The sequence below is a fragment of the Rickettsia japonica YH genome (assembly GCF_000283595.1).
Lineage (GTDB): Bacteria > Pseudomonadota > Alphaproteobacteria > Rickettsiales > Rickettsiaceae > Rickettsia > Rickettsia rickettsii.
On record NC_016050.1, the window covers coordinates 1,235,499 to 1,257,346 of the forward strand.

Sequence of the window (21,848 nt, forward strand, 5' to 3'; positions counted from 1 at the left end):
AAGAAAATTTTGATCAGTTAAAAGGATCGAATATTTTTATATTAAACATATTATAATGTTTGATATTTCTAGTAACTAGTATCATATTGCTTTGTTTTGCCTGTGCAGCTATTAAAGCATCGATTGCATTCGTACTATCAATACTCATTAATTCACCCCACTCCTCACATATTTCTTTGTCAATATTAAGAATTCTTTCATTATAATCTATTATTATTCTTTCTAACCATTTTTCTAATTTCAAACTTGCTATTTTATCTTTCTTTGCTAATTTTGATATTCCCTTTCTTATTTCGCCGATAGTAATACAACTTAAGTATAACTGGCTAGAATGAACAATTGAAAACCATGCTGCTACTTGAGAATTGGATTTTTTCTTTTGAATTTCAGACACAACATTAGTATCTAATAAATATTTCATAATTCAAAATCTCTAGCATATCCTTTTGCTCTCTGAATATCCAAATTATCTGTCTTAGGTATGCTCAATAAATATTCTTTGAAATCAGGTTTTTGTTTAGTAAGTTGTTTATAGTCTTTTATACTAATAATTACAACTGCTTCTTCACCCCTTTTCGTAATACATTGAGGGGTACCATGCATTGCAATATCAATAATATTACTTAACTTATTCTTTGCTTCGTGTAACTGCCATTTATTCATATAAAATCCTCATATAGCTAGATTGTCTAGATTATTATAATATAAAGATTCAAAAAAATAAAATATTTTTTTATTAATTTGAGGTCTTAATAATACTCCTTGCCGATCTCGATTTTAGGACGATTGTTTGCCACTCGCCAATTGTTAGTATCACGGAAAGAATAAACACAGCCACAAAATTCTTGTTTATAAAAGTTCTCTTCTTTGGCAATTTCGTACATTCTGCTAGCACCGCCGTCTTTACGCCAATTATAAGTCCAATAGGTCACCCCTTCATAATGAGATGCCGCCCTAGTTCCTGATTCATTAATTTGGTTCATATCTTTCCATCTAGAAATACCAAGCGAGCTAGTTATAACTTTAAAGCCGTTCTCATAAGCATATAAAGCCGTACGCTCGAAACGCATATCAAAACACATTGTACAGCGTATACCTCTCTCAGGCTCAAGCTCCATCCCTTTAGCACGCCTAAACCAATTTTGCGGATCATAATCTGCATCGATAAATTCTATATTATGTTTCTCGGCAAATTTAATATTTTCATTTTTACGAAGCTCATATTCTTTTTTAGGATGAATATTAGGATTATAGAAAAAAAGCATAAACTTAATGCCGGTATCGATCATTTTTTCCATTAAAGGGCCAACACAAGGAGCACAACAACAATGGAGTAAAACCTTGCTTTCACCGTTTGGTATTTCAAAAACTTCGCTCATATTAATTTACTAGATTCTTTTTATAGGTTTCTTTATAGAATTTTAGAATTATAGAAGATAACAAGGCAAGTGCAATTAAATAATATGCAATAGCATAATTGTTTCCGGTAACTTTCGTTAATATCATTGCTAACATTGGAGCAGTACCGCCAAATATAGCAGCTGCAAGGTTGTATGAAAGTGCAACACCGGTAAATCTTATGCTAGTCGGAAATATCTCTACTAAAACCGTTGGAATAGGCCCCATATAGATGCTAATAACTCCAGCAAATATTACTTGAGATATTATAGCTAAAGTAAAATTCATCGACCCTAAGGCTACAAAAATAGGATAGACTGATAAAATTAACAAGATAATCCCCCATATTAGTACAGGACGTCGCCCCACCTTATCCGAAACATACGCAGATATAGGAAATACTATCATCATTACGATTAATATTATACTACTAACAATTGTGCTTTGCTGATTAGTATAACCGAGTGTTTGCATAAAATTACCAATAAAAACCGTAGAAGTATAAAAAGGAGCAGTTACGGTAATATACAGACCAAGTGCGATAATTAGTTCTTTTGGGTATTTTGTTAATGTTTCTCGTAAAGGAAAACGTGCTAAACGCCTTGTTCCCTTAGCTTTTTTATAAATAGGACTTTCTGCTAGGTTTTTTCTAATATATAAACCTACAGAGCTAATAAATAAACCGGCAATAAAAGGTATCCTCCAACCCCATTCAAATAGCATATCGGCAGGCATAAAATAAGAAAAACCGGCTGCTGTACCAAGTCCAAGCAGCATACCACCGCACATACTAACAAATGAGCTACTCCCCGCAAGTCCTCGCTGCTCGAACGAAGCATGTTCTACAATATACGAAATACAACCGCTAAATTCCCCTCCTAAAGAAAAACCTTGTATGAGTCTGATAATAGTTAAAATAATAGGAGCGGCAATTCCAATAGTTTTATAACTTGGTAAGAGCCCTATCCCGGCAGTCGGTATTGCCATAGCTATAATACCCATCACCAAAGCAGTACGTCTACCGAATCTATCACCTATATTACCGAAAATAATACCACCGAGCGGTCGTACTACAAAGCCTGCAGCAAATACCGCAAAAGTTAACGTCTCTCGCATTTCTGGATCCGGAAAAAAATGCTGCCCTATAATATAAGCAAATTGCGCATATAATGCATAATCATACCATTCTAAAGCGTTGCCGATCATGCCGGATATTACTACTTTTCTCATTAAGTTATTTTATTGATTAAAAAAAAGATAATAAGAGTAATATTTTATATTCTCAAGTAAAAATAGCTTTATTTCATGCGAATAGCTTTGCTTGCGTTGATACCGTAGTCGTCATTGCGAGGAACGTAGCGATGTGGCAATCTAGAAAAATAATTAAAAAAATTCTGATTTACAGAATTTTTACTGGATTGCTTCGTCGAATTACTGCGTAATTCTTCTCGTAATGACTATACCCTATCTATGTTTTTCATTAACCACTTTCTTAGTTAATTTAGTATTGATTTGAGAAGGAGAAACTTTAATATTTTGTTTGATGTTTTTTATTTTTTCTTGAGATAGAAGACTTTCTTTATCATTTTGTAATGTTTTCATAAACTTATCTATATTGCTTTGTTCTAGTTTTATTGCATTATCATTATTTAAAATTAATCCTCCAATTTTTTCACCAAGTTCAGGTGCATATCTGATGGCAAAAATTGATGCTGGTACAACTATGATAGAAAAAGCCGCTCCTGCAGTTGCAACACTGATTGCTCCGACTAATAAAGCACAAACAGCACCGGCGATTTTTCCAGTTGTTTGTTTAAATATATTACTTTTTTGTGTCAATGCTAAAGACATCTCTAATATTTTATTAAATTCTTTCTTTATATAGATGGTTGCTTCATCAATATTATTATATTTCTTCATGGCATACATTACAGAAGCCTTAAATAATTTTTTGTGAGACTCCGCATAATTTATTATTTTATCAAAATTCTTCTCTTTTAAAAGAGTTTTAAATATATTTTTAATTTTTTCTTTTTCGGTACTATTTATTTCATCTCCAAAATAAACTTCTACAAGATTTTCTGCTATTATATCTTGTGATTGCTCTAAAATATTATTCTTATTTTGCTCATTTTCGTCTTCAGAAGTAATCATTATTGCAAATAACTCTAATGCTACAGAAAAATTATCATCGTTAATAACCCGCATACCTAAATAATTTTTGAGTCTAGAAATACATTTATTAATATATTTTTCAGCCTCTGGTTTAGAATTAAGCCTTAGCGTATAATCTATAGCAAGCATATTTGCAATAGTAGAGCAAGTAGATTTCATAAGATTATTGACAAAATTATTAACAATATCTTTTTTAAATAAATTAGTATTTACGTTATTAAGTACTATTGCATTATTCATTTTGGTAATTTATTTTGAGGCTAATTCTCTGATATATAATATCAATTTAGCATAAATAAGATTAGGAGCATGATTTACTGAAAGTTTATATATATTCTTAGGTGTTAACACTTCTTCATTACGTACTCGTACAAAAGATATAAGAGTATTAGGAGGCATATAAGAATAAATTTCAGAGAATATTTTTAGAAAAGTCAAAAAATCTGCACATGCATATTTTATATTTATGCTATAATTATTTACATGAATCGATTCACCTTCTCCTTCAATTGCCTGAACATTATTTTTAAAAAATACTGAATTTATAAATACATCTATAGGTTCTACTAAATCATATTTATTGCTTAAGCTTTTTATTTTAGGAATTAGTTCTTGATAATTTAAGCAACTCACACTACTTGGCACACTTAAATCTACATATTTTTTGTACGATTCTAATATTTCTTCTTTAGAGTTAATGACAGAATAAAGCTTTAAAACTTTCTCTGTTAGATTTTCTTGTAAAACTTGTTTATCAAGAATAGATTTACTGTATTCTTGCTGGAAAATTTTTATTATCCAAATAGTTAAGGAAATAAAGAAGAAATATATAATAAATTGAAAAAATATAAGATTCTTTAAATACATAATATATTTTTCAAACATTATTTTTACCTTGGGTTATTAGTGCCTTTGCATGGTTTATGTCATTCCCGCGTAGGCTGGAATCCAGAGTAAAGCGAGATAAATCGAACTTTTAAAAAGCTTTAAAGTACTGGATTCCCGCCTACGCGAGAATGACATGGAATATTACGTTTTATTATCAACTATATTAACCGATAAAGGAATTACTACCTTACCGAATATATCAAGTATTTTATCCTTATATATAACATAATCTATCTGCAAATTAGATAATTTATTTTTTACGTTTGTCATATGATCATCTAGCATCTTTAGAGATTCATCTACCGATAGATTATTAGTATGATATTTAAGTATTAACTTGATTATTAATTGTCTCTTAGAAACTAACAAAATATTATCTATATTTGTTAATTCCCATTTAATTTCTTCTAATTTAAAAGCCGGATTTAAAGTAATTATTAGCCTTTTAAGTAAATCAAACGGCAGTGGTACCGGTGTTTCTAGTAATTTTTCTATTACATATAAATCAGCTAGGCTAGTAGTATTTTTAATATAAGGATATTTATATTTGATATCATCATATTCTTGATTTGTTGCATAATATTTTTCATTAATAGAGTTTATGTCTTTGTAATTTTGTTTTGTATTATATTTGATAATACCGACCACTAATATTAATATTATAAGTAATGCACTATATAATTTAAATGTCAGATCCCTTATAGTAACTAGTTTTTTTATTGATTTTAAATTATTATTATAAGCGGGAAAACTCTTATATTCTAGAAACAGTCTACTAATATTCGTATCTATAAATCTTTCTTTTTCTAGAGTTTGCTTATTTAGTATATTATCAACCGGTATAAAGATTACAGGGCGTTCTTCAAAATTTGTTGATTCTAATAAAGATTTTAACTCTTCATCTACTATAAGAATTATACAGGCTCTTTGGTCAAGATTACTTATATAGTTTTTAAATAATATCAAACAATCATTAATTTCTTGTTCTATAATACCTTGAACATAGCCGGTTGTTTTATCCAATGGATACTCAAGATTTCTAATTGTTATTATATTATTTTTATGTTTGATAATAAATTTTATACCGCTAGCTTGTGATGCATATACACAAATTTGAAAATAATCGTTATATTTATCATTTTCTATATTCTGCACTATTTTATTTATAATAACTTTTAGCTCTAACGTTAAAAAGTAAATTCCTTTTAAATCAAGAGATCTTTTATCTATAATGCATGAAATTATATCACTTAAAGGTGTTTCAAATGGACACGACATAATTAAAGTCGACCACATTTCACTTGGGGTAGTAGTAATTTCGTAAACACAATGTGCTATAATGTCTTCTTTATTAAAATAACCTTCAATAAATTGTTCAATAGGATCAAGTTTAACTATTGACTGTAATATAGGTATTTGATCGTGCCGTGTTTTACATTCACTGCCGTCAAGTAAAAAATAAATATCACTTTTTGGAAATTTACTAAAAAAGTTTTTATAAGGATTTAAATCTATCTGTTCCCGAGTAGGGATAAATAATTTATCTAATAATTTATTATCAAGAAAAGTACTAAGAAATACACCTTTATTACCTAGTAACACCACAATCTTTTTTCTTTTGAAAGAAAATATTTTTAATTTTGTAGCAAATTGAACAAAATGTAATTTGATCGAATCAAAAATATTTTTCATAAATAAATTTATTTTAATCATAATTCAGTGTATTTTACTATACTGGACGTCATTTCTGCGTGGATACCCGAACCGTCATTGCGAATGACTGATAAGGAGCGTGACAATCTCAGGACTTTGGCACGAGATTGCGTACGTACAATTACTAAGTAATTTTCCTCGCCATGACGAAAAATGATCCTCTCCGGAATGACATAACATTAAATAATATATCTTTCCATGACTAAATTTACCACCGAAGAAGTTAGAAGTAAATTTATAACTTACTTTAAAGCAAATAATCATACACATGTACCGGCCAGTTCGTTAATTCCACACAATGACCCTAGCTTAATGTTTGTTAATTCCGGAATGGTACAATTTAAAAATGTTTTTACCGGACAAGAAAAAAGACCTTATAACAAAGCGGTAACTAGTCAAAAGTCTCTTAGAGCCGGCGGCAAGCATAACGACCTTGAGAATGTCGGTTATACGGCAAGACATCATACCTTTTTTGAAATGCTAGGTAATTTTTCATTCGGTGACTATTTTAAAGAACAAGCCATATATTACGCTTGGAATTTATTGACTAAAGAATTTGAACTCCCAAAAGACAAGCTTTATGCAACAATTTATCATACTGATGACGAAGCAGCTACTTATTGGAAAAAAATAGCAGGTTTTGGGGATGATCGCATCATAAAGATCAAAACAAACGATAATTTTTGGTCAATGGGTGATACTGGCCCTTGCGGTCCTTGTTCCGAAATTTTTTACGACCACGGTGAACAAATATATGGCGGACTTCCTGGTACTAAAGATGAAGACGGTGATAGATTTATCGAGATTTGGAATATGGTATTTATGCAATATGAACAAATCGATAAAGATACTAGTATAGAATTATCGCAAAAATCTATCGATACCGGTATGGGTCTTGAGCGTATGACGGCAGTATTACAGCATGTTAACAACAATTATGATATAGATTTATTTCAGGAAATAATTAATTTTATAGAAAATATAGTAAAAGTGAAAGTAGAGGGAGAAGCTAAATTTTCTTACCGAGTTATTGCCGACCACTTACGAGCAAGTAGCTTTTTAATAGCTGACGGCGTTATTCCTTCAAATGAGGGGCGTGGTTACGTACTTCGCCGCATTATGCGAAGATCCATGAGGCATGCTCATATGCTTGGGTCAAAAGAGCCGTTAATGTATAAATTACTGCCAAAACTTGTTGATTTAATGGGGAATGTTTATCCTGAACTTAAAAGAGCAGAAAGCTTTATAAGCAGTATCTTAGAACAAGAAGAAATTAGATTTAAAGCCACATTAGAACGTGGTCTCAAACTTCTTACCGAAGAAACAGAAACGCTAACAAAAGGTAATGAATTATCAGGAGAAGTAGCATTTAAACTATACGATACTTACGGATTTCCGCTTGATCTAACCGAAGATATTCTAAAAAATCGTGATATTTTTGTTGATCACAAAGGGTTTGAAGAGCAAATGCTTATGCAAAAAGAACGTGCTAGAAAATCTTGGCTTGGCTCCGGTGAATCAAAAACCAATCAGTTGTGGTTTGATATCAAAGAGCAACATGGTAGCACGGAGTTTTTAGGATATACACTTAATGAAGCAAAATGTAAAATAATTGCATTAATCAAAAATAATAATTTAGTTAATGATATAAAAGAGATAGATACACAATTCCTGCTAATCAGCAACCAAACTCCTTTCTACGGTGAATCAGGCGGTCAAATAGGTGACATCGGAACGATATTTGCAAAAGATTCTGAAGTAGAAGTAATAGATACTTTAAAATATTTAGGCTCTATTATAGTCCACAAATGTATTTTGAAAAAGGGGCAGATTAACGTAGGCGAGAATGCTAATTTTAGTATAGACATAAGATATAGGCAAAATTTAAGAATTCATCACTCGGCAACGCATATATTACATGCAGTACTGCATGAGGTACTTGGGAAACATGTTACTCAAAAAGGTTCGTTAGTCGCTCCGACTTATTTACGCTTTGATATTAGCCATTCTAAAGCTGTGACTAATGAAGAAATCACTTTAATCGAAGATAAGGTAAATGAGATTATTAGAGATAATCATGAAGTAACTACTACATTAATGGCAACTGAAGATGCAGTTAAACAAGGAGCTATAGCACTGTTTGGTGAGAAATACGACTCTGAAGTAAGAGTAGTTAAGATGGGTGAGACTTCTTTAGAATTATGCGGCGGTACGCATGTCAGACGTACCGGTGACATCGGTTGCTTTAAAATCACAAGCGAAAGTGCTATAGCAGCAGGTGTTCGTAGAATTGAAGCAGTTTGCGGTGAATTCGTAATTAAATTAATGAGAGAAAAGGATAGTTTACTTAAATCGATAGAAAACAGTTTCAAAACTAATAAAAATGAACTTATTACTAAGGTTAATAATATCTTAGAGCGTAACAAGGAAATTGAGAAAGAGTTAGAAAAAACTCATTTAGCTAGTTTAGATTTAAGTATAGAGCAAATTGAAAAGCAAGCTGCACAAATAACAGGAATAAAACTATTATACAAAAAAGTAGGAAATATAGACAATAAAATATTACGTCAAGCTGCCGAAAATTTAACAAAAAAAGTAGAAGATTTGATAATGGTATATATTGCCGAGGGAATTGGTAAATTATCTATTACAGTTGCGGTGAGTAAAGCTATAACAGACAAATACAATGCAGATATAATTGCCAAAAAACTTTCTTTATTCTTAGGTGGCAGTGGCGGAGGTGGACAAGCAAGCCTTGCTCAAGCCGGTGGAAATGATATAGGTAAGCTAACTAACATCCATGAAAAATTATACAGTTTATTGACAGTGTCGTAGTATACTAATTTAGGACGTCATTACGAGTGTGCTTTGTAGATGGATACCCGGTTGTCATTGTGAGCAACCGTAGTACTTGCGTGGCAATCTTGTCAAATATCCTGAGATTGCTTCGTCAATTACTTCGTAATTTCCTCGCAATGACAAGGTGGTATCCACGTAACAATGCCTATGCAGGGAGGCATTGTAATGACAAAATTTATGGTTGTTAATACGCTGCTTTCACAAAATAAAGACCGGAGGCGGGAGCAGTAGGACCGGCGGCTTTTCTATCTTTGGCTTCTAAAACATCTTTAATTTGTTCTGCCTGCCAAATATTTTTACCAACAAGTACTAAACTGCCGACAATATTACGTACCATATGATGCAAAAATGACGGGGCTGAAAGATATAATTTTATTTCTTCGTCTTCTTTAATAATATTAAGTTCAGTTAAAGTTTTAATCGGTGATTTTGATTGACATGAGCTAGCCCTAAATGAAGTAAAATCATGTTTGCCTAATAGATAGGCGGCAGCTTGTTGCATAGCCGAAACATCTAAAGGTGAACTAATCCACCATGCTCTATTTAAATCAATTACCGATGGATAAGGTCTATTAATAATTCTATATATATAATAACGAGAGGTAGCTGAAAACCTAGCATGAAAATTATTGGGGGCTAATTCACAATTCCATACTCCTACGGCATACGGTCTTGCAAAATAGTTGATAGCTGTAATAATTTTGTGAGGTTCTAAATATTTTGAAAGATCAAAATGTGCTACTTGACCTATAGCATGAACACCGGCATCTGTCCTTCCTGCCCCAAACAACATCACCTGTTCACTGGAAAATTTATAAATCGCTTCTTCTAATACCTGCTGTACCGACATTACTCCTGCTTGTCTTTGCCAACCTGCAAGATCCGTGCCTAAATATTCAATGGTAATTTTATATCGATACATAATAGCCCACTGTCATCCCGTGGCTTGACCACGGGATCTTGTATCATAGCCCGTGTCCTGAGATCCCAAATCACGGGATGACAGTATAAGTATTATCATGCTTCTAGTAAATCCGATGGATTACCGTCACCACGCTTTCCTCCGCTTCTAAAGCTATTAAGTTTTTTGGATCTAATAGGATGTTGTAACTTTCTTAAAGCTTTTGACTCGATTTGTCTTATACGTTCTCTAGTTACTTTAAATTGCTGCCCTACTTCTTCTAATGTATGGTCAGTATTCATACCTATACCGAAACGCATTCTAAGCACTCTTTCTTCACGAGGCGTAAGGGTTGCAAGTACTCTAGTGGTAACTTCTCGTAAATTTGACTGAATTGCCGCATCAATCGGTGCTACTGCATTCTTATCTTCGATAAAATCGCCTAATTGACCGCCGTCACTATCATCACCTACGGGATTCTCAAGACTTATAGGTTCTTTAGCTATTTTCATGACTTTACGCACTTTATCAAGCGGCATTGAAAGACGGTTAGCGATTTCCGTTGCTGTTGGTTCGTATCCGAGTTCATTAAGCATTTGTCTTGAAGTACGTAGTATCTTATTAATTGTTTCAATCATATGTACAGGAATACGTATAGTCCTTGCTTGATCGGCAATAGCTCTTGTTATAGCTTGTCTAATCCACCACGTAGCATAGGTAGAGAATTTATAACCACGGCGATATTCAAATTTATCCACCGCTTTCATAAGTCCTATATTACCTTCTTGAATTAAATCTAAAAACTGCAATCCTCTATTAGCGTATTTTTTAGCGATAGATATAACTAAACGTAAATTCGCTTCTATCATATCTTTTTTTGCTTGTAGTGTTTGTCTCTCGCTTTTTTGTATAGTATTCACTAGTTTTTTAAAATCATTAACTAAAAGACCGGTTTTAGATTCTATAACCGATAATTCAGCAATCATTTGATCTATATAATCCGATTCTTTAGTCATTAACTCTTTCCAAGCGACTTTTTTATTTTTCAGCATTTTTTCTTTCCATGCTGCATTGATAACCGATCCTATATATTCATCAAGGAAATTTTGGCGAGTTACTCCATATTTTTCAGCAAGTTTTAAAAAAGCTGTTTCTTTATTAATTAAATCACGATTTATTCCATACATCTTACCTAAAATTTCTTCCGTTCTTTTAGAATTAAAATGTATTTCCGAAACTTCATTTATTAATAATTCCAAATTATTATATTTTTTGCTATTTTGTAAAACCTTCGGCTCAAAAGATTTCTCATAACATTTTTTAGCTTCAATGAGTAGCTCTTCACAGATAAAAGAAATCTTTTTCATACGCTCTATAATATTAGGTAATATCTGCGTTTCTACTCTAGACATAGATAAGTGATTATCCTCATGTTCTTCTCCTTCGGTCTCACTACTATGTTCTTCATCATTTTCGGGTGTTTCGTCATGTAACATGTTAGCTTCTAAATCTATCAGATCACGTAGTAACATTTTTTCATTAACTAAATCTTCATACCATACTATAAAACAACGCATAGCAATAGGACTTCTGCATAAGGAAGCAGTCATTGTTTTATGTCCTTCCTCAATCCTTTTTGCTATTTCTACTTCATTTTCACGAGTTAAAAGATCGACTCCCCCCATATCCTTAAGATATAATCTTACAGGATCATCAGTAGTACCTATATTTTCTTCTTCTACCTCATCCTCAGGTTCATTATCAACATTGGTAGATAGCTTAAATTCTTCATCCATTCCGATATCAAGCTTAATTTCATCATCTTCATTAGATTCTAAAATATCTACTCCTGCATCAGAAAATTTTAATATAGCTTCCTCTAATTGTCTTATTGAAGGATTTTTATTAAGAGGAAGAGCGTTGTTTATATCATCATAAGTGACCGGTATCTTTTTAGATTTAGCTTTTTTAAGTAAACTATCTATTTTATCTAGATCATTGTCTATATTGCTATTGCTCATTAAATACCTATATGCTTTTTTCTTTTAAAAGAAGTTTGAAATAATTAAGTTATCGTGTGATTAATAAAAGATTCGTTTAAAACTTGCAGTTCATTTGCAATCTTCAGAATTTCTTTTTTATATAGTAAAACTTTTTCAAAGTCGTGATTGTCAGTACTGTTTATGGTAATAGAGTATTCTTGTTGTAAATTTATTAGATAATATTTCTTATGTAGCCACTGCCATAATAAATCCAGTCTGATATTATTTTTATTAAATGAGATATCTAAAAACAAATTATCCGTTTTTGATAATAATAAAAAAATATCAAAAAAGCTAGTTTTTTCCACAATTGCAGTAATTTCACTTGCTTCTACGTTATTATCTATAATCTCGTTTAAATACCAATTACGGAATTCTTCAAGCGATTTATTATTAAAATTTAAATTTAAGATGAAATCTCTAATATCTTTTTCTTCAAGTATTATAGGAAATTTAACCAACAAAGCACAAAAAGCGTGTTCTAGTATTTCAAGCTCCGAATAGCTGTGACTTGAAATTATAGGAGCTAAATTTGAGTTTTTAGTTGTAGCTTTCTTCTGCGTTGTAACTAAATTTTGCCATATTTGATCTTTAAAAAACCTGTAATAACTTGCTTTTAAATAACTATCCGATATTTTGCTGCAATAATTTGTTAAATTTTTTTCTAAATTAGCTTTTTCTTCCGCAGTTTTAAAACTCTTGCCGTTATACTCAATATGCCAAATCATTTCTGATAAGCTTATTCTTTTATCTATAAGCTTTGCAAAAAAATCAGCACCGTTTTTATTTACTGCATCGTCGGGATCAAATCCGCTTGGTAACCTAATAAAAGAAATTTTCTTTTCACTATTAATAAGCGGTAATGCTAAGTTAATAGTTCTTATGCTAGCTTTTATGCCTGCATTATCTCCGTCAAGACATAATATAATTTCATCGCCAGCACGCCATAATTTATGTAAGTGATTCTCGGTAATGCTAGTACCGAGACTCGCAACTGTTTCACTAAAACCTGCTTGATGTAGTGCTATAACATCAAAATAACCTTCTACTAAAATCGAATGATTTTTTTTATAGCTACTGCTTATCGCTTTATGCTCACCGTATAGAGTTTCACTTTTTTGAAATACTGTAGTTTCAGGTGAATTTAAGTATTTAGGCAGCCCCTCCCCTAGTACTCTACCACCAAAGCCTACAATTTTATTGTAAATATTTCTAATTGGAATAGTAATACGGTTAGAAAATAAATTATATATTTCACCGTTCTCTCGCTTGCCGATTAGCCCTGCTTTACCAAGCTTTATAATATCTATATTTTTATCGTGAAAAAATTTTTCAAATTTATTATTCTTCGGGGCAAAGCCTATTGAAAACTCTTTTACTGTTTCTTCGGTAATACCCCTTTCGTGTAGATAATATAATATTTCAGGTGTTAATTGTGTCCTGAAAAACTTATTGGCGAGTTCTAAAATATTTAGAATTTCATCGGATTCTTCATAAAATTCTTTCTGTTTTGCAGTTAATTTCGGTATCTCTATACCGTAATCGATTGCAAGCTTTATAGCAGACTCATTATAAGATAAACCGCTAATATTAGAAGTAAATTTTATAACATCACCGGCTGCTTTACAACCAAAACAATAGAAAAATCTCTTACTATTACTAACCGTAAAAGATGGGGTCTTTTCTTGATGGAATGGACATAAACCTACATAGTTACCGGATTTTCTAGTTAAAGCTACTTTTTGCCGCACTACATCCGATATGTTAATACGGTTTCTTAAGAACTCATAAAATTCCGGTGCAACTCTCATTATATTACAATATGTAGGAAAGAATAGCTGTAGAAAGACAATAAGAAAGCGGTATAGACAAATTATCGTTAATTCTTAAATCTTTTGAATAAAATTCAGCTACTGTAGCCCCTATGCAGCTTATAATAATAATAATAAAACTTGTATTATATCCTAAATAGAAATACACTAATATACTTATAAAAATTGCAGAAGCTAAAAAGGTAATAGAACCGGCTATAGATTTACCGTTACCTAAGCTATTTCCTATTTTAACGCCGACAAGAGCCGCTAAACAATCTGAAATAATTAAAATCAACCACGAACAAATCACTAAATTTTTAGGGAAAAGAAGAGCAGTTAAGAAAAAACCGAGCATCATAAAGCTAACGCCGCTTAAAGCAAAAGAACCGTTATTTTCTTCAAGCCTTATAACTTTTGAAAAAAATCTAGTTACAAATTCGCTAATTTTTGCATTATTATGACGTGATACATCTAAATATAATGTAATAGCCGTTATTATAAATAATAATAACGTAATAGCGGTTCTTGGAATAAATAAATAAAGCAGCGGAAATATTATAGCCGATAGGTGGAAAATTTTACGCTTTTTCTCAAAGTCCAAATCTTTAATTTCCATAAGATTACTAATTTGTTGCTATTGTTATATGAGAAATAATGCCAACATCATTGCGAGCAGTATTCGATGTCATTCCTACGAAAGCAGGAATCCAGTAATCTTTTGTCATACCGCGACTTGATCGCGGTATCCAGTCTCTGTTAGTTTTTTCTGGATTCCTGCTTTCGCAGGAATGACATAACAGAATCCGCTTAGACAAGGACCACTTGCAATGACGATATTTAGGCAATGCCAAATAATTAAAAAGGCTTATTTGACAAATTTCACTATTACAAATATACTTGCTGAAATCTATATTATTGAAAATAGTATACTAAACTTACTAAATCTATACAATATAATTATGAATACAAAATTTCCTATCACCGCTAAAGGTTTTGAAAAATTAGAACACGAGCTTAAACATTTAAAACATGTAGAACGTAAAAAAATTAGTGCAGATATAGCCGAAGCACGAGAACACGGCGATTTATCCGAGAATGCGGAATATGAAGCGGCACGTGAGAAACAAGCATTTATAGAAGGGCGTATTAAAGAGCTTGAAGATATGACAGCAAGAGCGGAAATTATTGATATTGGTAAATTATCGGGAGATAACATAAAATTCGGGGCTACGGTTACTTTGATCGACAACGATACTGAAGAAGAAGTAACATATATCATTGTAGGAGAATATGAAGCCGATATAACTAGAAAAAGAGTTTCAATCGCTTCTCCTATAGCAAAAGCTTTGATTGGAAAATCGGTAGGTGATTTTGTAGAAGTTACAACACCGAAAGGATCTAAATCATACGAAGTAGTTACCGTTGAATATAAAGAACTAGAACTTTAATTTGATTTTTTTGTCACTATAAACGTTAACCGTATGGCTTGTTATGTCATTCCCGCCTACGCGGGAACGATATCGAGTAGGTTCTTCGATCCATGCAAAAATCCCTGCTCCTTGCAATGACGATTTGGGTATCAACAACGCAGGTATGACATTATTAATTACTTCTTCTTAAACATCTCGAGCATTCTTTTTGTTACTATAAATCCGCCGAAGATATTTATAGAAGCAAGCAGCGTTGCAAAATACCCTAGTAGACCGGGAAACCCAAAAGCAGAGCTACTTGCAGCAATCATAGAACTAAGAACTATAATACCTGAAATAGCGTTAGTAATAGACATAAGCGGAGTATGGAGTGCAGGCGTTACTTTCCACACAACATAATAGCCCACAAAAGAAGCTAATACAAAAATAGTTATAGCAAATACTAGCGGATCTATAGTACTTGTGTTTGTTTGCCAACTAGTATCTATTACCAAATCTTTTAATTTATCTGATAATTCTTGGGTATTATGGGCAATCTCAGCAGCCTGTTTAGCCATCGTCGGTAATTGATTCATATATTTAATTTCTCACTCACAATTTTTCCGTCTTTAGTAATCAACATCTCACGTACTAACGCATCATCCATATTAAACTTACCGTCTTGCAATGCATAGGTTAGAAAATTATACAAATTCTTAGCATATAATTTTGAGCTGTCGGTAGCAATTTTAGTAGCAAGGTTTGATAAACCTATTATTGTAACTCCGTGCTTAGTAACGATCTCATCCGGTTCTGAACCTTCCACGTTCCCGCCTGTACTAGTCGCTATATCAACAATCACTGAGCCGCGCTGCATAGATTCTAGCATTTTTTCCGTAACAAGCAGAGGTGCTTTTTTTCCCGGAATTTGTGCAGTAGTAATAACTATATCATATCCTTTAATAATTTTTGCTAAAAACTCTTCTTGTTTAGCTTTATAATCTTCCGAACTCTCGTGAGCATAGCCTGATTTATCTTGTAAATCCTCCTGTAATTCCGGTGAAACAAACTTAGCTCCTAAGCTTTCTACCTGCTCTTTGGTAGCAGCTCTTACATCATATCCTGCAACAATGCTACCAAGCCTTTTTGCCGTTGCAATAGCTTGAAGACCGGCAACACCGATACCAAGCACTAAAGTTTTACACGGTGAAATCGTCCCTGCTGCCGTCATCATCATAGGAAAAGCCCTTGTGTAATGATAGCTTGCTTCAATTACCGCTCTATAGCCTACTAAGTTACTTTGAGAAGATAAAGCGTCCATATTTTGAGCTTTAGTAATTCTCGGCACAAACTCCATAGCAAAAGTCGTAAGGTTTTTTTTAGCTGCCGCTTTTATATATTCATGATTTAAATAAGGCGATAATAATCCTACAATAATTGCTCCTTTTTTTGCAAATTCAAGCTCACTATATTTATCTGTAACGGATGAAGGTTGCACCTTTAATATAATATCAGCATCAGAAATAATTTCGAGTGGTACCGAAGATATTTTAGCACCTAGAGCAACATATTCTTCATCAAGAAAACCGGCATGAAGCCCTATATCTTTTTCTACCATAACCGTATAACCTTTTTTGACTAGCAATCCTGCTACTTCAGGCGTTATAACGGCTCGTGTTTCATGCTTGGCTTTTTCTTTTAAAGCAACGATTTTCATAAATACTAATTATATTTTGCATTAACTGAATACATAAGGTATTTTAAACATAATTTAAAATATAAAACAACGAAAATGAAAAAAATATTTTTTCTAATCATTATTTATCTTTTTGTGAATTCAAGCTTAGCATTTGGGGCAGATGATAAAACAGCTATTTCGGAGCTAAAAACTTATCTACGTACGATAAAATCGGTTGCGATAGATTTTACTCAAGAAGATTCGTACGGTAAAATAGTTAAAGGAAAATTACTGATCCATAAACCTTATAATTTTAGATGTAATTATTATCCTCCTTTCCCTTTAGTTATAATAGGTACTAAAAATTTCGTATCGATGTATGATTATGATATGGAGCAAGTAAGCCGTATTAATAGAAGCGAAAATACATTTAATTTTTTATTAGAAGATAATGAGCATTTTGACAAGGATTTTGTTTTTGAATCAGTAATTAACGAAAGAAATATTTCTAAAATTACTATCTATCATACTCTAACGGAAAAACGTAGCGAAATTACTTTTAATAAAGCTACTCAAAAAATTGAAGCATTAAAAATATTTGAAGATAATAATATAGTCACTATTACTTTTGATAAAATAGCTAAAGTACAAAAATTTTCCGATGATTTGTTTAAAGTAAAAAACCCTGAAATATTCGGTCCTCCTAAAAGATTAACAAAATCGGAAATAGAAAAAAAATATATTGTTTCTTGAAAATAAACAGGTTATGTTAATTATGCTAGTAGTGGGCATTGTACCTGTTTAGTCGGTCAGGTCTGAAAGGAAGCAGCCAGAGTGGGATTTGATGGGTCATTACTAGCATTATTCTAATTTTTGTCATTTCTACAGCAAGGCGGTTCGTTTTATGTCATTCCCGCGAAAGCAGGAATTCAATAAAACATATACAAAATAATTTTTTATATGTTTATTTTACAAAATACGTATTTTGTAGCAATATCAAGGTTATTTTCTCTAGATTCCCGCTTTCGCGGGAATGACATAGAGAACCATGCAATAAAGCCAGTTTTCTGCTAAAATGATATAAAAAGTCTTATAACTATCGTGCTAGATATAAATTCATCAAATCAATATATTCCTTTTGCAAGGAAATATCGCCCTAGTAACTTTGCCGAGCTTCAGGGGCAAGAGGTATTAGTCAAAGTTTTAAGCTATACTATTTTAAACGATAGGCTCGCCGGAGGCTATCTTTTAACAGGTATTAGAGGAGTCGGTAAAACTACTTCCGCCCGAATTATTGCTAAATCCGTCAACTGTTCTGCTTTAATTACCGAAAATACGACTATTAAAACATGCGAGGAATGTACGAATTGCATCAGCTTTAATAATCATAATCACCCTGATATAATCGAAATTGATGCGGCAAGTAAAACTAGCATAGATGACATACGTAGAATTATAGAATCCGCCGAGTATAAGCCCCTACAAGGTAAGCATAAAATCTTCATTATTGATGAGGTGCATATGCTCTCTAAAGGGGCATTTAATGCACTTCTTAAGACACTGGAAGAACCACCACCTCATATAATATTTATCTTTGCAACAACGGAAGTACAAAAGATACCTGCAACTATTATCTCAAGATGTCAACGTTATGATTTAAGGCGGTTGAGTTTTGAAGAGATTTTTAAGCTACTTGAATATATAACTAAGCAAGAAAATTTAAAAACCGATATAGAAGCACTAAGAATTATAGCTTACAAATCGGAAGGGTCGGCACGTGATGCAGTCTCTATTTTAGATCAAGCAGCTAGTATGTCGGCGAAATCTGACAATATAATTAGTTCTCAAGTAATTAATCAAATGCTTGGGCTTGTCGATAGTTCGGTTATAATAGAATTTGTCGAATGTATTATCCACAGAGAGACGGAAAAAGCTATAAATTTAATAAATAAACTTTACGGTTCTTCGGTTAATCTTGAGATTTTTATAGAATCGGTATCAGATTTTATTGCTTATCTTAATAAAGTAAAAATGTTACCTAATTATAGTTTGCCTATATACGAATCATTTAATGATAGAACTAAAAACATATTAGATAACACCAGCTTGCCGCACTTATCAATCTTATGGCAAATATATAATAAGGGAGTAGGGGAAATAAAAATTTCCTATAACCAACTAACAGAAACGGAAATGTTAGTTATAAAATCTATATATTCGACATCGCTACCCTTGCTTACAGATTTTGACGGTAATAATCAAAATTTAAATCAATCAATTAATCCAGAAATAAAAAAAAAATTTGAAATTGTAGATTTTCTTGAATATTTATATAAAAATAATGAGATAGATATATATTATTTCCTGCTCAATCATACGGAACTTAAAAATCTCAGTAATAATAGATTAGAGTTCGTAAGTCTTGAAGTTACAAGCAAAATAAAAAGACAAATAGAAGATTTATTAGCTGCTTTTACTAATGAAAAGTTTGAGATAGTAATAATAAAAGAGCAGAACAAGCAAACCTTAAAGAATCAGTTAATTGGTAAGATTGAAGCAAGTAACGATTTTGGTTTAATTAAAAAACATTTCCCAAATATAACAATTTCAGATATTTTACTTAAAAGCTAAAAATATATAGGATAGAATTATGGTAAATTTTAATCAGTTTTTAAAGCAAGCCCAATCAATGCAAAAGAAAATGCAAGAAGCTCAAGAGCAAATGGCAAATGCAAGATATACCGGTAAAGCCGGCGGCGGACTTGTTGAGGTTATTGCAACCGGTAAAGGCAACGTTGAAAAGATTTCAATTGATGAATCTTTATTAAAAGCAGAAGAAAAAGAAATGCTTGAGGATTTAATTAAAGTTGCCTTTAATGATGCTCAACAAAAATGTGATGAAGATTCTCAAAATTCTTTATCAGGAGCTTTAAACGGTATGAGCTTACCACCAGGCTTTAAAATGCCGTTTTAACACGGCTCTTTTATGTCATTCTTGCAAAGATCGTGTTGAGTGGACACAAGTCGTCATTGCATGCGAACGTTAGTGAGCGTGGCAATCTCAGGAATTCTTCCCAAGATTACTTCGTCAATTTACTATTGTAAATTTCTTCGCAATGACGGAAAAACTGCTCCACGCAACAACGTCTTTAGTCGCTTAGCTCATGACGATTTGGTATCCATATTTATTCACAAAATATCATCATAATAAGATGTATTATCCCCAACATCTCGTTAAGCTCTGTTTGCGCTATCTCAGGCAAAACTTTAAGTTTCTCTTTTAATATTTGATATTCTTCATTATATATTTCTTTATATTTCAATAGCGTTTTATCCCTATTTTATACCTAAGAGACGGGATAATCATATCGTTTAGTTTATCTAATTTTTGCTCTAATTTTTCTTTTTGCTCTTCTGTTAGCTCTTTTTTACCGGTTTCTAAAAAACTTTTCAAATTACGAGCATCTTGTAGATAAAGTTTAACAACATCAATATTATAATTAGTATCCAAAAGTTTTATTGATGCTTTCCAAGCTATAAATTCTATTAATTTTTCAAATGAAAATTTCTACTAAATTTTCCGTTTCTACATTCTTCTACCAATTTATGAAAATTATCTTCACAATTTACGTCATCAGGATTAGCCTCTGTCTTCAGTAGTATTTTAACTATATTTTCTTTACTTAGAATAGACGCTATATGCAGAGGTGTATCATCGTGTTCATTTAGTGGTATTGCTGCAAACTCATTAGAAACAGCCATCTTATTATTGACAAGTTCTTTGATCTTCTTAATGTCTTAATTGTAAATAGTATTAAACAAATTGATTTCGTCATATTTATATTGATACACAAAACCCCTTTTATTTAAAAAAGGCATGTTGGCACTTTTTGATATAAAGGCCAAGAAATAATTAACAATTTAACTATTTCTTAATAACAAGGAAATTTGTAAAAAATAGACATCTTTCCAAAGCAGTTTATAGAAAGGAATTTAAAGGATACACGGAAGCACTTGCCGCTGCAGCATATATAGACATACGTGAAGATTAGGGATTAGGATCGACGTACAAATTGCCTTTAGAAGCAAGTTATGCAAGAAGTCTAATAATTCAAGATCAATAAATCCTTATCAATCCTGAAACCTTTGAAACGTTCAAGTAGCGACATACCAAGAAGCGAAATATCAAGGTCACCAAGACCTACATGTCCTTTGATGTTCTTAAATTCCGTACCGATTACTACACTATTTAAGGTTATAGGGGCGGCTTTGTTTTCGCCGTTAGCTGTTAGATAAGTTCTAGTATATTTTAATTTAGTTAAGTCAAAGCCTAATTTTTGAGCATCTTCTTTAGTTAAAGCTATATCACTTGTCCCTGTATCTACCATAAATTTTATTTTAACGTTATTTACAAAAGCATTGATATAAAAATGCCCGTCTCTGCTACGGGCTATAATAATTTCTCCAACTTCAGTAGACCATTTATATGATGGAATTAAAGCAGACATTACTCTATGATAAGCGTAGTTCAGCTCAAACCTAAAAGCATAACCGGTTATTATAACTAAGAAAATTACTGCCCACATTGCTAATTGCAAACAAAATCTGCGTATTTCATTTTGGCTAATAATACTGTAAATTATACTAAATAATATTAATAATGACGCACAAAAACTCCCTATATTTTGTGGTGCTTTAAAAAATTTTGGATAATGTTGATTGATATATTTGCATAATAAACCGGTTACAATTACGGTGCTGCAAATGATAAAAATAAGTTTTATGAGTTTTTTATTCATATAATATACTACAAGTAAATAAAGAATAGGTATACGAAGTTCTATCTGAGTATATAAATTTTAATCCATATAATCAAACCAAAGTCCCAGCTCATTTTTAAGTGGAAAACTACCTTCTTGGTTCACTAGAATAATAATTCCAAGTTCTTCTGACGGTATAAAGCCAATAAAA

General features: G+C 31.9%; 21 protein-coding genes and 1 other RNA gene. 6 read left to right on the forward strand and 16 right to left on the reverse strand.

Annotated features, from left to right (window positions below; all coding sequences use genetic code 11):
* Window positions 1-13: 13 nt before the first annotated feature.
* From RJP_RS06715 to RJP_RS06745, 7 genes are all read right to left on the reverse strand, one after another.
* The gene (locus tag RJP_RS06715; RefSeq protein WP_014014890.1) at window positions 14-421 is read right to left on the reverse strand and encodes a type II toxin-antitoxin system VapC family toxin; all 408 of its coding nucleotides are present in this window, start codon (window positions 419-421) and stop codon (window positions 14-16) included.
* On the reverse strand, window positions 418-663 hold the full coding sequence (locus tag RJP_RS06720) for a type II toxin-antitoxin system Phd/YefM family antitoxin (protein ID WP_004997145.1): 246 nt from the start codon (window positions 661-663) through the stop codon (window positions 418-420). Before RJP_RS06720 ends, RJP_RS06715 begins: the two co-directional genes overlap by 4 nt.
* Window positions 664-749: 86 nt before the next feature.
* The gene (locus RJP_RS06725) at window positions 750-1,379 is read right to left on the reverse strand and encodes an epoxyqueuosine reductase QueH (RefSeq protein WP_014014891.1); all 630 of its coding nucleotides are present in this window, start codon (window positions 1,377-1,379) and stop codon (window positions 750-752) included.
* A gap of 1 nt (window position 1,380) precedes the next feature.
* On the reverse strand, window positions 1,381-2,628 hold the full coding sequence (locus tag RJP_RS06730; RefSeq protein ID WP_014121154.1) for a metabolite/H+ symporter: 1,248 nt from the start codon (window positions 2,626-2,628) through the stop codon (window positions 1,381-1,383).
* A 234-nt stretch (window positions 2,629-2,862) separates the two neighbouring features.
* Window positions 2,863-3,813: an RP853 family protein gene (locus tag RJP_RS06735; protein ID WP_014121155.1), complete on the reverse strand. Its 951-nt coding sequence runs from the start codon at window positions 3,811-3,813 to the stop codon at window positions 2,863-2,865.
* Window positions 3,814-3,822: 9 nt separating this feature from the next.
* The gene (locus tag RJP_RS06740; RefSeq protein WP_014121156.1) at window positions 3,823-4,458 is read right to left on the reverse strand and encodes a hypothetical protein; all 636 of its coding nucleotides are present in this window, start codon (window positions 4,456-4,458) and stop codon (window positions 3,823-3,825) included.
* A gap of 144 nt (window positions 4,459-4,602) precedes the next feature.
* Window positions 4,603-6,174, reverse strand: coding sequence for a hypothetical protein (locus RJP_RS06745; RefSeq protein WP_014121157.1), 1,572 nt, complete (start codon window positions 6,172-6,174; stop codon window positions 4,603-4,605).
* Window positions 6,175-6,372: 198 nt separating this feature from the next.
* Here RJP_RS06745 and alaS point away from each other — a divergent pair, with 198 nt between their 5' ends.
* Window positions 6,373-9,009 carry an alanine--tRNA ligase gene (gene alaS, locus RJP_RS06750; protein ID WP_014121158.1) on the forward strand — a complete coding sequence of 879 codons (2,637 nt, stop codon included), beginning with the start codon at window positions 6,373-6,375 and terminating at the stop codon, window positions 9,007-9,009.
* A 208-nt stretch (window positions 9,010-9,217) separates the two neighbouring features.
* On the opposite strand, the gene truA is transcribed toward alaS, so the two are convergent.
* The 4 genes from truA to RJP_RS06770 all read right to left on the reverse strand — a co-directional run bounded on the left by truA (window position 9,218) and on the right by RJP_RS06770 (window position 14,406).
* Window positions 9,218-9,955, reverse strand: coding sequence for a tRNA pseudouridine(38-40) synthase TruA (gene truA / locus RJP_RS06755; RefSeq protein WP_014121159.1), 738 nt, complete (start codon window positions 9,953-9,955; stop codon window positions 9,218-9,220).
* Between the two features lie 95 nt (window positions 9,956-10,050).
* Window positions 10,051-11,955, reverse strand: a complete 1,905-nt coding sequence (gene rpoD / locus RJP_RS06760) for an RNA polymerase sigma factor RpoD (RefSeq protein WP_014121160.1) — start codon at window positions 11,953-11,955, stop codon at window positions 10,051-10,053.
* A gap of 44 nt (window positions 11,956-11,999) precedes the next feature.
* Window positions 12,000-13,787: a DNA primase gene (gene dnaG, locus RJP_RS06765; RefSeq protein WP_014121161.1), complete on the reverse strand. Its 1,788-nt coding sequence runs from the start codon at window positions 13,785-13,787 to the stop codon at window positions 12,000-12,002.
* A gap of 4 nt (window positions 13,788-13,791) precedes the next feature.
* Window positions 13,792-14,406: a diacylglycerol/polyprenol kinase family protein gene (locus RJP_RS06770; RefSeq protein ID WP_014014900.1), complete on the reverse strand. Its 615-nt coding sequence runs from the start codon at window positions 14,404-14,406 to the stop codon at window positions 13,792-13,794.
* A gap of 343 nt (window positions 14,407-14,749) precedes the next feature.
* Between RJP_RS06770 and greA the strand changes: the two genes are divergently transcribed.
* Window positions 14,750-15,238, forward strand: coding sequence for a transcription elongation factor GreA (gene greA / locus RJP_RS06775; RefSeq protein ID WP_024704400.1), 489 nt, complete (start codon window positions 14,750-14,752; stop codon window positions 15,236-15,238).
* A gap of 158 nt (window positions 15,239-15,396) precedes the next feature.
* On the opposite strand, the gene RJP_RS06780 is transcribed toward greA, so the two are convergent.
* Window positions 15,397-15,795 (reverse strand): NAD(P) transhydrogenase subunit alpha part 2, encoded by a 399-nt coding sequence (locus RJP_RS06780; RefSeq protein ID WP_010977888.1) that lies wholly within the window; start codon window positions 15,793-15,795, stop codon window positions 15,397-15,399.
* Window positions 15,792-16,916 carry an NAD(P) transhydrogenase subunit alpha gene (locus tag RJP_RS06785; protein ID WP_014121162.1) on the reverse strand — a complete coding sequence of 375 codons (1,125 nt, stop codon included), beginning with the start codon at window positions 16,914-16,916 and terminating at the stop codon, window positions 15,792-15,794. Before RJP_RS06785 ends, RJP_RS06780 begins: the two co-directional genes overlap by 4 nt.
* Before the next feature lie 75 nt (window positions 16,917-16,991).
* Between RJP_RS06785 and RJP_RS06790 the strand changes: the two genes are divergently transcribed.
* The 4 genes from RJP_RS06790 to RJP_RS06800 all read left to right on the forward strand — a co-directional run bounded on the left by RJP_RS06790 (window position 16,992) and on the right by RJP_RS06800 (window position 19,851).
* Complete coding sequence (locus tag RJP_RS06790) at window positions 16,992-17,630, forward strand: outer-membrane lipoprotein carrier protein LolA (RefSeq protein ID WP_014121163.1); 639 nt, start codon at window positions 16,992-16,994, stop codon at window positions 17,628-17,630.
* 20 nt (window positions 17,631-17,650) lie between these two features.
* Window positions 17,651-17,744, forward strand: an RNA gene (gene ffs, locus RJP_RS07200) — signal recognition particle sRNA small type.
* A 234-nt stretch (window positions 17,745-17,978) separates the two neighbouring features.
* Complete coding sequence (dnaX, locus tag RJP_RS06795; RefSeq protein WP_014121164.1) at window positions 17,979-19,508, forward strand: DNA polymerase III subunit gamma/tau; 1,530 nt, start codon at window positions 17,979-17,981, stop codon at window positions 19,506-19,508.
* A 19-nt stretch (window positions 19,509-19,527) separates the two neighbouring features.
* Complete coding sequence (locus RJP_RS06800; RefSeq protein WP_014121165.1) at window positions 19,528-19,851, forward strand: YbaB/EbfC family nucleoid-associated protein; 324 nt, start codon at window positions 19,528-19,530, stop codon at window positions 19,849-19,851.
* Between the two features lie 345 nt (window positions 19,852-20,196).
* On the opposite strand, the gene RJP_RS06805 is transcribed toward RJP_RS06800, so the two are convergent.
* From RJP_RS06805 to RJP_RS06815, 3 genes are all read right to left on the reverse strand, one after another.
* The gene (locus RJP_RS06805) at window positions 20,197-20,388 is read right to left on the reverse strand and encodes a hypothetical protein (protein WP_014121166.1); all 192 of its coding nucleotides are present in this window, start codon (window positions 20,386-20,388) and stop codon (window positions 20,197-20,199) included.
* Window positions 20,389-20,423: 35 nt separating this feature from the next.
* Entirely contained in the window at window positions 20,424-20,639 is a 216-nt protein-coding gene (locus RJP_RS06810; RefSeq protein ID WP_014121167.1) for an ankyrin repeat domain-containing protein, read from the reverse strand.
* 341 nt (window positions 20,640-20,980) lie between these two features.
* Window positions 20,981-21,676, reverse strand: coding sequence for a TIGR02281 family clan AA aspartic protease (locus RJP_RS06815; RefSeq protein ID WP_014121168.1), 696 nt, complete (start codon window positions 21,674-21,676; stop codon window positions 20,981-20,983).
* Between the last annotated feature and the right edge of the window lie 172 nt (window positions 21,677-21,848).